This window comes from Scytonema sp. NUACC21, assembly GCF_054684315.1.
The window spans coordinates 34,384-48,528 of record NZ_BAAFZH010000107.1 but is presented as its reverse complement, the minus strand read 5'-3'; the positions used below and the strand labels follow the sequence as shown (position 1 = coordinate 48,528).

4 protein-coding genes and 1 pseudogene are annotated in these 14,145 nt (G+C 37.4%); 3 read left to right on the top strand and 2 right to left on the bottom strand.

Annotated elements, in window-relative coordinates; translation table 11 throughout:
• Window positions 1–107 precede the first annotated feature (107 nt).
• Window positions 108–3,350, bottom strand: a complete 3,243-nt coding sequence (locus ACYRY3_RS39310; protein ID WP_460207245.1) for a hypothetical protein — start codon at window positions 3,348–3,350, stop codon at window positions 108–110.
• Between the two features lie 486 nt (window positions 3,351–3,836).
• Between ACYRY3_RS39310 and ACYRY3_RS39305 the strand changes: the two genes are divergently transcribed.
• Together ACYRY3_RS39305 and ACYRY3_RS39300 are read left to right on the top strand one after the other, a co-directional pair.
• Window positions 3,837–4,514 (top strand): hypothetical protein, encoded by a 678-nt coding sequence (locus tag ACYRY3_RS39305; protein ID WP_460207244.1) that lies wholly within the window; start codon window positions 3,837–3,839, stop codon window positions 4,512–4,514.
• A gap of 16 nt (window positions 4,515–4,530) precedes the next feature.
• The gene (locus ACYRY3_RS39300) at window positions 4,531–5,526 is read left to right on the top strand and encodes a M4 family metallopeptidase (RefSeq protein WP_460207243.1); all 996 of its coding nucleotides are present in this window, start codon (window positions 4,531–4,533) and stop codon (window positions 5,524–5,526) included.
• An 89-nt stretch (window positions 5,527–5,615) separates the two neighbouring features.
• On the opposite strand, the pseudogene ACYRY3_RS39295 reads toward ACYRY3_RS39300, so the two are convergent.
• Window positions 5,616–11,039: pseudogene (locus ACYRY3_RS39295) on the bottom strand (AAA family ATPase).
• A 306-nt stretch (window positions 11,040–11,345) separates the two neighbouring features.
• Here ACYRY3_RS39295 and ACYRY3_RS39290 point away from each other — a divergent pair.
• Window positions 11,346–14,075, top strand: coding sequence for a protein kinase domain-containing protein (locus ACYRY3_RS39290; protein ID WP_460207242.1), 2,730 nt, complete (start codon window positions 11,346–11,348; stop codon window positions 14,073–14,075).
• Window positions 14,076–14,145: the final 70 nt, after the last annotated feature.

The following is a 14,145-nucleotide window of genomic DNA, read 5'->3' as shown; positions in this document are numbered from 1 at the left end:
GTCGGGTATCTGACGAACCGAGCCCGCTATACGGAATAGTATAGAAATACACTAATTATTAGGATATGCGATACAAAGGTTGAATTATTACCTGAAAAAATATCTTGCTATGGTTTTACATCGCTTTCACCACGCATAATCTTAAAAATATCTCTCACAACTTTATTACGAATATCTATTAAATTGGTAATATTCATTTTTTTATCTTTAAGTTGCTTAAAATACTCAACTAGGCGATCGCAGTGGCTTTCAAGATGTCCATTATAACGCTTTTGTGTCCCAGCATTTTGTAAAACGCGTTTTTTATGGCTATTAGGCAAATCCTTGAGCAACTTATCAATTTCTGTCCAGTCACTATTTGAGTGATACAAATTTAGAATGACTTGACAAGTTGCCGCCCAAATTTTACCTAAATCTGCAAATTGGGTCAGACGGTGCGGATACAAACCTCGAACTAATTCATCTCCCTCTGTAAAAATTCTTTCCAAGTAAATTTTTTCCTCGTCAGGATCTTTGCTCTCCCGATTTCCTTCTTCTGCGATCGCGGAAGAATAAGTGAAAATTTTGAACGATTTCTTTATCCGAGCTTCCAGCGAGCTTTCTTTCTTTTCATCATCACATAATTCTAACATTCCCATTGCAAAAAGTATAATACTTGATTGTGTGCCAAACAAATATATAGAACGTTCTTCTTCCACGGAATTATTCTTTAAAATAGAAAAATCAATATTGATAACATTTTTTTCCACATCATAAATTTTCCGATCTTCTCCACTACCTTCTTTTAACTCTTGAATTAATGGTACAACTTGTATTTGAATATTGCCATAACTTTCATAGTATTTTTTATTTCTCATATTATGAGTTATTTTGCCACCATTATCTTTAATTTGTTGATAGCATAATTTTCCATTTTCCTGGTAGCAAATTAAAGCACTTTCTATCAAATTCTTCGCCCAAATAATACATTCTTCTCGGCTAAATGCTTGATTTGTTGTTGGCTCGTAATTTCCTAAATAAGCAACCATAAGATAGCACCAGCTTTGGTAAGAAGTCCAAGAAGAATATAATGCTGGGTTACCATCTCTAGCAGCATAAATTCGCGCCTTTTCAAGCAGACGAAGAGGCTCTATAAAACTATTAAATCTGCGGCTTGGGAGATCTGTATAAGAAGATGTAAATATGTAAAGTTTAGCTCGATGTGCATATATTCTTGAAAACAAATAGAAAAAAGGATGAAAATTACTTTGAGCACTTGCACGAATAATATAGTATTTTTTCAAAAGTTGTTTCAAATATTCCTCAGCATAACGCAAGCTTTCTGTTGCGGCTCGAATCGCGCTGGAACGTTCGGGATGTAATTGAGGATTTTCAGAATCGGGATCGTCCTGTAAATCTGTTAAGTAATGATAACGAAATTGGCAGAGATCGTACTCTGCTAGTAATAGCTCGCTAAAAAAGTAGTTTTTACCTTTTTTTGCATTTTCTATATGGGGTTTGAGAACATCTAGATATTTTTTAGCAATTTGATAAAGACCTTCCTTAAGATAGCCTTCAGCAATTGTCAAGTGAGCATCATAAGCAACTGTGCTCCAAGGGCTATTTACATCTTTTTCTAAAAAATCATACTGATTATTTACAATACGATATTTATCGCGAAAAATTGTCTGATTAAGGTAAGCTTCCATTGCTTTTAAAGAAAATGGATAAAAATTCAAATAGCTTTCAGCTTTTCGGAATGCATTCAATTCTTCAACACGATGGCACAGTTGAATCAGATATTTAGCTGGATTGATTCCAGTCTGTTTAATTGCTCTTAATCTAGCGTGGAGTGAAGCCTTTGCAGCTACTTCTACCAAATCAAACCCGCAGTACTCTCCATAAGCAGGTTCATAATGGCTCGCTACTCGATCGTAGCTTTTATTTTCTTTAAGTGCTTTTTCGATATCATCTTTTTTACAGAGATTGACTAAAGTATAAGACCAGACTAAGCTAGGGCTACCAAAGAAGTCATTATGGCTCACAATACTACGAGCTACTGGAAAATAGTCAATAAGCTCTGGTATATCCCATAAAAGAACCTTGTTTATTGCTGCAATAATATGATGTATCGGGCTACCAATACCTGTAATTTCCTCAAAGAATTCTAGTTTTTTTTCTTTTTTATTAAAAAAACTACTTTGAGCTTCTTCTCTAAAAGCTTGAGTATAATCATCTGTAATTTTTACATAAAAATGTACTTTTATTTTGTAAGCAAATTGTTTTTGTAACCCATTAATATCTTCTTTACCTTCTTTTTCATCTATAAATTCTGGGTTGAGAAGTCCATTTTTATGCTCTTCATCCTTTAAATACAATGGTAAAGGTTTTGTTTTCTCTACTTCAATGTGTTTGATATTAATAGGAAATTCATCAGTTAATATTTCATTTTCTACAATTGAGCGAGTTAAATGTTTGATAAAAGCATAAGGTAAAAAGTCTGGATCTGTTATACTTTCATCTAAATTTGCTGTGTCTTTCAATAGAGATTTAACTTGCCTTATACCACATTGTAGTTCTAATCGGTTAATTTCTCTATAAACTTTATTTACTAAGTCATCTATTTTGTTGTTTTTTAAATTTGAATCTAATCCCTGATAATACTCTTCAATTAAATTGTTAACATAATGTTTAATTTTCTCATCACCATGCCTTGTTTCTACATCTTGTTTGTTGCTTGACTCAGCTTGTTTTAATTGATGATAAATATTTATTGCTCCTTTATAGAAGGGGATAATATCCTCATACTTTAAACCTTTAACCGTGTCTGTAACAATTTCTAACAGTTGCTGTAGTAAGGAATCTCCTGGATGTAATAGAAAATTAAGTTTTTCCTTTTCTGCAAAACTTAATTGATAAAATATACGAAATGCCCTTAATTTCTCACTTCTTGTTAAAATTCGAGGTATTTGTGCTTCTGACGTTGTTAACCTTTTTTTATTCCAGTAATCTTGAATGGCAGCTAAAATTTCTACTAACTTGCCAATAGTTAATCCGGGAACAGGTTGCTCCAAGTCTCCTTCGTTTTTTTCATAGTATTTAGGAAGAACAGAACGCAGAACACGCCTAATAAATATGCGATTATTTGTTTGGCCCCATTGCTTTGCTATACTACTTTCATTGGGTTTTGAGTTTTCTTCTCCTTCATTTATCCCTAAATCAGTTAAACATTCTAACAAATATTTGTAAACAGACTTATCGCGTTCTTGATCCTCAGAGCTACGCCGTCTCGTCTGTGAATCTTGACTCTCAAATGATTCTGCGCTTGATAGGCTGTTCTTACTAATGGGTTGCTGATTGCGTTTAACCATATTTATAAGCCTCTGTACCCCGTAATATTTTGTATAGATTTATACAAAATATTATAAGACTTGAGAAATGCCTGTACAATATGTACAGAAAAATCATTTTATCAGATTATATTTAGGTTAGGATATATCAACAATCTAGTTAAATATTTCCAAGACCGAGTCGGTTCCAACTAAATCCTGTTGAAGGAAACCAGACTCTACTTTATTCGTTTCCCCTTATTGTTGATTTGCAATACACGTTGTAATCCTGATTTCGCAACGCTTGTACGCTTGCATCACACACTCTTTTAGTTTTAAACCCCTGAGAGTAAGAATAACTACTGCCGTTGTCACTTTCATAATATTTTGAACAGTAAAAATATATTTTTTTGTACATCTTGCACAATGTGGTTTAAAATATCCATAGACATATAAGCCTATAAGTCTAGTACAAAAGTTCGCGACCTGTGGAAGTGGACATCTTACCAACTTATGAACAGGAGTGGTATGAAGACCTTTGCTTACCATGCCGAAGATGAAAAGGCAGTATCTAAGCATCGTGGTATTGATGCGGTTGCTACTGCCTTAAAGAGAGTTCATCTGTCGGAAATGGGATCTAATCAGTGGAAGCACCAGTTCAAAGAGGTCGAGAAGAGCTTAAAGATATTGCTAGCAACAGAGCCGATAAGGGGTTTCGTTGAGACGAAGACACAATTTGTTCAGTCTGAATTTGAAAGTATAGATACTCAATGGTTGAATCTTACAAACACGCGCATAGTCAAGTTTCGCCAAAAGTATAGAGATATACCTGTTTACGGGGCTCAGGTTGTTGTAGAAGTTGATGAGCAGAATGAACTGTTGGCAATCAACTCAGCCATTGGCGAGCCAAATGGGATCAATGCATCTCCTCAAGTTAAACCTGATGAAATCAAGCACATAATCGAGGGAAAAAAAGGTTATAAGTTACCAGATTTAGACCTCAATCCAACGCTCTACTATTATTACGACTCAAAGAAGGGGTCCTGGCGACTCGTTTATATCACTGATATTATCTTCAAAGATAGTGAGAAATACAGTCAGTCCCAATTTCTTATGGAAATGGTAGACTATGTAATTGATGCTCATACTAAAGAGATAGTTTTAGAACTGCCTCGTGTGAGAACACTTAAGAGAAAGATGAGGTAGAGGGAAGAGTAATTGTATGTCTACACCGGAGGAGATTCTTGATTGCCTTGGTAACCCCAGTTTCTCCAGGTGTCCTCAGAGCTCTAACCCACAGCTAGCTCCAACAGAAAACAACGGACTCAACGTATATAGCTACAACTTTGAGTTTCGCAGTTATAGGCATGAGATGTACTTTCTTCCCGGTCAGCTTGCAATTAATAGTCATTGTATAAAACAATGTGTCGATGCTCGTGACAATGTTAGGAGAGTAGCAAGCTTCATTAGAGATGTACTTCAGCACGAATTACCTAATGGAACAACAGCACAATATACTTCTAGTATTAATTGTGTTGAAAATCCCGGTCAAACAGAATGGAGAAACGCCGCTTGGCTTGATAAGCAAAAACAGGCAATTTTTGGACAGTGCATTATTAACGAACAACTACGTTCCTTTGCAACATCCCCAGATCTAGTTGCTCACGAGTTTTTCCACGGATTAAGCTATCAAATTGTAGAGTTTGAATACTGTGGACAATCAGGAGCATTAGATGAGTCCTACGCAGATATTTTTGGCGTTTTGGTTGCTAATTTTGAAAACAGTGATATTGCAACTTGGAATTGGGAGATAGGAAGTGGTTTTGGTGAGGATGGCAGAGCAATACGCAATTTAAGGGTGCCTGGTTGCTATGGTCAGCCGGAACACATGGATGATTACCGCTCTTTCCCTGATGATGATGATTGCGGCGGCGTCCACTATAACAGTGGTATTCATAATAAAGCAGCTTACTATTTACTAAGTTCCCAAGACGCTCAAGGTAACTACCTCTTTGACGCTTCTAGTGGATCTAAACTTTTCTATCTAGCTTTAAGGCAGTTGTCCGAGCAATCTGTTTTTAGTGATAGCCGCCGTGCTATTCAGCAAGTAGCAAGAACTTTATTTCGTCGAGATCTAGCCAAAGTCGAGAAACTTAACGCGATCGCTACAGCTTTCGATAATGTGGGTATTGGCGACAATCTTGGAATTTTTGAGTAAGTATTTCTCAAACGTTGATTGTTCGTGCGATAGCTTCGCGCTCAGCATAGCGACAGATCGCGCTCTTGGATTTGTGTTTTTACTTCATTTCATACAGATTGTAGGGGAATTTCAATCCGAAACTCTGCACCTTGTCCCCATGTTGAATTTATATTTATAGTCCCTCCATGTTTTTCCACAATAATTTGGTGGACGATAGATAATCCCAATCCCGTACCTTTACCCACAGGCTTTGTGGTAAATAAATGTTCAAAAATCTTCTCTTTCACCTCCTGGGTCATTCCCACGCCATTATCTTGAATCCAAATCGCGATACTTTTTCTATCTTCTGTCACCCTTGTAGTAATGCAAATTTGAGGGCTGGTTTTTTGTTCTTTATCATTAGTCAGACTCTGAGTGGCTAATGACTCTTCAATTGCGTCAATAGCATTTGCTAACAAATTCATAAAGACTTGATTGAGTTGTCCGGGAAAACATTGAACAAGGGGTAAATTCCCGTAGTTTTTAATAACTTCAATTGCTGGGTAAGTTTCTGATGCTTTCAATCGATGTTTGAGAATTAAAATTGCGCTATCAATACCTTCATGAATATTGAAGAGAGTTTTGTTTTCCGTATCCGCTCGTGAAAAAGTTCTTAAACTCTGACTGATATCGCGAATGCGTTGTACGCCTTTTGTCATAGAAGACAACAGTTTAGGTAAGTCTTGACGTACATATTCCAAATCAATAGTTTCTATTTCTTCTTCAATTTCACAACCTGGGTCGGGAAATTTCTTTTGATAGAGATCGAGTAGAGCGAACACATCTTTAACGTAGTCAACAGCAGGTTGAATATTACCTGCAATGAAACCCACAGGATTATTGATTTCGTGAGCAATACCTGCAACTAAATTACCTAAAGCAGACATTTTTTCACTTTGCACGAGTTGTAATTGCATTTGTTTTAGGTCTTCCAAAGAGCGTTTTAGTTGTTGAGCGTGCTCTTGAGACTGTTGATAAAGGCGTGCATTTTCTAAGGAAATGGCAACTTGGGAACATAGGAGATTGATAACTTGAATTCTATCACTAGTAAATACGCCTTTAGTGAAAGGATTTTCTAAATAAAGAATGCCAATTAATTTACCTTGATTGAGGATGGGTGTGCAAAGTAGACTTTTTGGCTGGTTGTCAATAATATATGGATCGGAAGCGAGCAAAGTCTGAGTTTTTGGATCGTCCATCACCAATGTTTCTATGGTGTTCTTGACGTAGTTTATGAGGTTAGCAGGAACCTCTGGGCTGGACTCGAAGGGAATAGATTGCATAACGATTGGTGGCTGTTGAAATTTTTGACTTGCTTCTATAAACAAGCGATTTTTTTTGAGCAAAATCAGAACAAATTTTTCAGAGCCAGCATTCTTCATCACTACCTGTATTAATGTGGAAAATAGCTTCTCCAATTGCATTTCACTAGAAAGTGCTTGTGATGCTTTGATAACACTTGCTAAATCTAGAGCATCTGAAATGTCTGTGATACTGGAAGTGAGACTTATGTTATTGCTAGGGTGAGATAAACAAGTATTAACCCTACCAGTGATTGTTTCAGTAGGATTAAGGCGAATTTTCTCCCGTTGTAAGATGGGATTGAGAAATTTAGTGTAACGTTTTTCTAAGTCTTCAACTTTGGCTTTAGCTCCCCAGAGAGAATAAGCATAGTAAGCATCAAGCATATAGGTTTTAGCAATTTTTTCCTTGCCCGCATTCATATAGAATGTGGCAGCAAGTTCGTTGGCGAGGGCTTCTTCATGGAGGTATTTGTTTTCCTGCGCTCCAGCAATAGCGCGATCGTAAAGCTCTGCTGCTTGCCAATTTTGTTCTAAAACTCGCGCTTTTTCTGCTTCTACAAGATCGTACTTATGCTGAAAATTCATTGGGGCATTTTCAGCCCACACCTTCATTTTTTCCTGGTTAATGGCTACCTTTTTCAGATTTTCTTCGGTTTTTTGCTTGGTTTGGGAACACTCAATGCTTTCAATAGGGGAACACTGAGCTAGGAGAGCCAAGGAATAGTAAAAAGGATTTTGGGTAACTGGAAACAACACAGACATTGCTTGTTCGTATTTTTCCGCCATAGAAGCATTTTTAGATGCTGCTGCATAATCTCCAAACAAATATGCCACCAAACTTTTAGCGAAATAAATTGAAAACAGCAACATAGGATTTGTCTGTTGGGGATTGGAGAGAATATTTGTCTCATCAAACCTTTTACCCCTAAGCTGCTGAATCTCTAAGGCTTCACCTATTAAATTCAACACGAGTTGTCCCCAGATTTGCGTTGCTTGTAACTGAAATTCTTGTTTCATCTTTCGCAATAATCCAAGATATTGCTCTAGCTGTTGATTGACATAGTCCAAAGGCTTCCCAATTAAAAAGATATTGTGGCAATAGTTAAATGACGCATAACTTGCGTATTCCAAGTCCCCTGTTTCCAAGGCAATCTTTACAATTTCGCGGAAAGGTTCTATTGTTTTACTGGCATTCTCTTTCCAATGTCGGATAAAACAGTTAAAGAGGTTATAAACTTTATTTTTGAAGTCTTTATTATCAAATTTATTCGACATTTCCAAAGCCAGCTGTCCAAACTGATAGCCAGACTCATAATCACCTATAATACAGAGAACTACACCGTAGATTCCATAACCAAATGATGCAGGTGGCGAATTGCCATTATTGATACTTAAATGAACCATTGTAAATGCTATAAATGGTAAGATTCCAGGATTGGCGTGATAAGCAGGTGCTTCAATCTGTGTTAAAATATTCATAGCTGCCAGCTTATGAGGATCGGTCATTTCTGGAAGATTGTAAAATTCTTTAATAGTGAGATGAATTGGTGGGTTTTGTATGAGGGAAATCCCAAGCATATCCAAAATTTGTAACCCTGTACTTAGCGCATTCTGCATCTGATTTTGAGCTGCGTACATCTGAATTTTTATTTCATAGGTTTCGATTTTTTCCAAAAGAGTTTTGGCTTGTTTAAGAATAATCTCAATTAGCCTCTCAGCTTGCTCAAAGTCACCACTTAAGTAAGCAGCTTCTGCTGCTGTCTCATACAAAGCTAATGTCAAGTTATAGTTATTTAGCCAGCTATCTGCTGCCAAAAGTTCTCTACCTATTGCTAAATATTTAGTAGCAGCGGCATAAGCAGTGGAAGCTTTTGCTTTCTGTCCGGCAAGCAAATTCAACTGAGCCAGTTCATCTTTCTCAACCTGACGCTCAATCCAATCTACCCCAATATTTAACTGATTAATAATTTCAAAAATTTTTTCTTCTAATTCCTCTTTTGGGATGTGACTGAATAGTAATCTTCCAATTTTAAGATGAGTAGATTGTTTCTGTTCTTCAGGAATCAGAGAATAGGCTGCTTGCTGCACGCGATCGTGGAGAAATTTATAATTAACAGTCAAAAGTCCAGCGTTGAAATTCTCTGCCTTAGAGCCAAGATACTCTTGACTATTGACTTTTGACTCATCTTGAAAAAACTTGTAGATTTCACTTTGTGGGATAATAAAGCTTTCTTGCAATGCTTTCCACAAATGAGTTGCTGTCTCTGTTTGAGAGGTTTCATAGATGACAGACAGAGTTGCCAAGTTAAATTGGTTTCCAATACAAGCAGCAAGCTTTAACACATCTTGAGTGGTAGCTGGCAATTTTTGTAACTGGATTGCCATAAACTCTACAACATCATCTGTTAAAGATAATTCCTTCACTTGTGCAATGTCACACTGCCAATAACCAAGATTTAAATTAAAGTTAATCAGAGCATCTTCATAAAGCGATTTAAGAAACTGAGTGGCAAAGAAAGGGTTTCCTTTTGTTTTCTGAAATACCAATGCAGTCAGGGGTAAAGCTAATTCTGGGGAACAAATAAGGGTGTCAGCAATGAGATAGTTTAGCTCGCAAGAATTGAGGGGTTCTAGCGTAATTGTGTTAATCTTGGCTTGAGTTTGACGAATTTCATCCAAAGTTAGCATTAATGGATGTACTGCTGACACTTCATTATCTCGATAAGCCCCAATCAAAAGCAAATATTGGCTTTCTACTTCACTCATCAACAATTGTATTAACTTCAAAGATGCAAAATCTGCCCATTGTAAGTCATCCAGAAACATTACCAAAGGGTGTTCTGGTGTAGTAAAAATGTGGATGAATTTCTGAAACAGCAAATTAAACCGATTTTGTACCGCACTTCCTGAAAGTACGGTGGCTGGAGGTTGTTTGCCAATGATTTTTTCTAATTCGGGGATAACTTCAACGATAACCTGAGCATTTTCTCCCAATACTTCTATAATTTGAGTTTTCCACATCCGCAGTCGGGCATCGCTTTCACTCAGCAATTGCCCCATTAAATCGCGAAAAGCTTGCACAAATGCCAAGAATGGTATGTCCCGCTGAAATTGATCGTATTTTCCTTTGAGGAAGTAACCTCTCTGCCGTACTATTGGTTTGTGAATTTCATTGATAACGGCAGTTTTACCAATACCAGAGAATCCCGCCACTAACATCATTTCGGTATTTCCCCTTGCCACGCGCTCAAAGGCAGCAAGTAAGGTTTCTACTTCTGCTTGCCTACCATAAAGTTTGTCTGGAATTTGGAAGCGATCGCAAATATCTCGTTGTCCTAACGCAAATGGCTCAATTTTTCCTGTGGCTTGTAGGACTTCCCAGCAAATTTCTAAATCGTGTTTCAATCCCAAAGCACTTTGATAGCGATCTTCAGCATTTTTCGCCATCAACTTGCTAATAATTTCAGAAATAATGGGCGGAATATCTAAATTAATACTATGAACTTGTGGAGGTTGCTTGGCAATATGATAGTAAACTAACTCTGTAGGATCGTCTGATTCAAAGGGTAGCTGCCCGGTAAGCAATTCAAAGAAGGTAACTCCTAAAGAGTAAAAATCGCTACGCCAATCAATTAAGCGGTTCATCCGTCCGGTTTGTTCTGGAGAAAGATACGCCAAAGTCCCTTCCAAAAGGTTGGGGCTTGTGGGCACTTGCGTTTCTTTTGGCAACAGGGAAGCGTTGCTAAAATCAATGAGTTTGACTTGTTTGTTATTGGGGTTAATCAGGATATTAGCGGGTTTAATATCCTTATGAATCACTCGGTTGCGGTATAGTCCTTCTAAGGTAGCAACTATTTGCAAGGCAATTTCGAGAAAATCGAGTAGGGATAGGAAATGCGAGGCAATGTACTCTTTGAGAGAAATTCCCCCAAAGTCTTACATAACTAGAACATAGCCGTTTTTATAGGGTTCTAGGCTATAGAGCTTGACAACACCATTCATATTGAGGTTTTTGGCAATTGTGTATTGATTGCGGAATTGCACCAAATCGTTGAAGGTAGGATATTCCTGACGCAACAGTTTAATCACAACTTGTGTGTGGTTCTTTTCTCTGATTCCTCGATAAACTAGAGTGCTGCTACCTGAATAGATTTGCTCTGTAATTTTATAACCAACGAGTGTGACCATTGCCGCTACCGTTCATATAGTTGTTTTTCTCTTTTGTAAATTATTGTTCCCAAAATTTTGTGTGATTTTAACTAGAAAATCTGAAAGCATTGTTCATACTGAAAATGTTGAATGATGCACATAAAATTGCGATCGTGTGTGATTGCGATCGCCTAAAATGTTGAATGTTAATCCCAGACTCAGCATTTAGTACATTATTATTTTGCCTGTTAAGATGACTGATAAGTTTTATAGGGGCGCACCCTTGTCTAAAGTTCTCTTTCCAATGTTTTATAAATTACATAATATTCTCTAAGTACTAACTAGATGGCTCCAACGCTACTCAACAATCGCTATCACATTATTCGTGCGTTGGGAGGGGGTGGGTTTGGCGACACTTTTCTGGCGGAAGATACCTATTTGCCTTCCCGTCGTATCTGTGTCATCAAGCAACTCAAACCTGTGACGCACAATCCCCAAGTTTATCAACTGATTCAACAACGCTTTGGTAGAGAAGCAGCAATTTTAGAGGAACTGGGTGAAGGACACGAACAAATACCCAGACTGTATGCTTATTTTACAGAGAATGAGCATTTTTACTTAGTTCAGGAATGGGTTGACGGTTTTACCTTAAGTCAAAAAGTTCAACAGGAAGGGCTTTTTAGCGAAACTTTAGTTAGAAAATTACTGGTAAGTCTTCTACCAGTTTTGGATTATATCCATACCAAAGGCATTATTCACCGGGATATCAAGCCCGGTAACATTATCTGTCGAAAACAAGATGGTAAACCTGTTTTAATTGATTTGGGTATTGCTAAGGAAATGATGACGACTGTAGTGGATTCTCAAGGGGAAATAACTAGCTCCATTGTAGTTGGAACTCCAGGTTTTATGCCGCCAGAACAAGCCGCAGGTAAACCAGTTTATTCTAGCGATTTATATAGTTTGGCGTTGACAGGAATTTATTTGCTAACAGGTAAGCGTCCCCAAGATTGGCAAACAAATCTTGCAACGGGTGAAATCATTTGGCGTTCAGAAGTTAATATCAACAACTACTTAGCAGATGTTTTGGAGCGTGCAATTCAATCTCATCCACGCGATCGCTATCCGAATGCCAAAACTATGTTAGCTGATTTATCTCCACAAGATAGAATCCTTCTAGGAACTGGAGAACCTACAGCCAATAACGAAAGATTGAACTACAATTCCCCATCCCCAATTGCTCATCCCCAGCCCCTCATCCCCCCTAGAAAAACACCGATCGCAAAGATTCCTGAAAACAATCAGGAGTATCGCAACCGCCAAATATTACTTAACAAAGTCAGAAATTACTGGGTAAAAGGAGTTTTAGAAACTTCCTTACATGGAGTAGCCTTAATTGAACTAGGTTTGGAAAATCGCTTTGATGCTTTAGATCGACCTTGGGGTATGCTGTGGGAAACTGCTGCACAAGCAAGACAACCTATCCCAAAGAGTACTAGAATAATTGATTTATTTCAACAGATGGGTGCTGGGCGATCGCTTTTAATTTTAGGCGAACCCGGTTCTGGTAAAACAACAACACTTCTAGAACTTGCTCGCGATTTACTTAACGAAGTCGAACTAGACATCAACCAACCAATTCCAGTTATCTTTAACCTTTCTGCATGGACAAATGAAAAGATAACAATTGCTGATTGGCTGGTGCGAGAACTTAATACCAAGTATCAAGTGTCAAAAGAAATTGGTAAAACTTGGATTAAAAATCAACAATTACTGCTATTATTAGATGGCTTAGATGAAGTCTCGGCTGAGCGGCGAGATATTTGTGTGGAAGCGATTAATAAATTTTGTCGGGAATATGGAGAAACAGAAATCGTCGTTTGCAGTCGTATCAAGGATTATGAACTATTATCCAATCGTTTCCATTTTCAAGGTGCTATTTTTATCCAACCACTCACTTTAGAACAAATTCACCAATATTTACGAAATGCAGGTTCCGAACTTGGTGCAGTACAAACTGCACTCCAAGGGGATACAACAATTCAAGAGTTAGCCAAATCACCCTTGCTACTGAGCATTATGACCCTTGCTTATCAAGGTATGTCAATGACAGATTTACCGGGAATGAGTTTGGAAGAACGCCGCCGACATTTATTTGATAAGTATATTCAAAGAATGCTTGACCGTCGGATGTCAAGAAGACTTTATTCTAATGAGCAAGTTATTTCCTGGTTGAGTTGGCTGGCGCAAAGATTAAAAACACAATCCCAAACAGTATTTTTAATCGAACGTATGCAGCCTAGCTGGTTTCAAAATCATTGGCAAAAACGCCTTTATATTATTAACGTTTTGTTTATTTTTATATTACTTGGTTTGCAGATAGGATTATTATTAATACCTATTAATCGAGTTTTATTAGCATTGAGTTTCACAACAGTATTTTTTTGGTTGATTTTTGGATTTGACCGCATTCATCCTGTGGAAACTTTAAAATGGTCTTGGAAAAATGCCAGCAACAGTTTAATTGTTGGGATGATTTGGGGTCTGGTTTTTGGCGTGCTATTAAAGCTAACTGCTGCGACGTTATATATATCATTAGACATACAAAGCTTTGTAAATTATATAGTCAATTTACCCATTTCTGGATGGATACGTGGTATAGTTTTTGGTTTTTGTTTGGGATTGATTTATGTTCTCATTCGTGGGTTGACTGGTCCTGGTATCCAAACCCTGTCTGTTCCCAATCAAGGAATTAGGCAATCTGCCAAAAATGCAATTGTTTTTGGTTTAATAGGATTTTTACTACTGGGCTTAGCTGCGATCGTATTGCGCTGGCGGATTTTAGTTTGGGGAATTTTTGGTTTATTGTTTGGAGTTGCAGCCGGCGGTGGCGAAGCTTGTGTAAAACACTTAATTTTACGGATTATTCTCTACTTTCATGGTTGTATTCCTTGGAATTATGCCCGTTTTCTTGATTATGCTACCGAACGTATCTTTTTACAAAAAGTTGGTGGGGGTTATATCTTCATCCATCGCTTGCTGCTGGAACATTTTGCTCAAAATCCAAGGTTGTAATAGCTCTGCTCGTGAGTTATTTGTCATTCATAATTATTAGTAATTAAGTGAGTAACTACCAATTACAAAC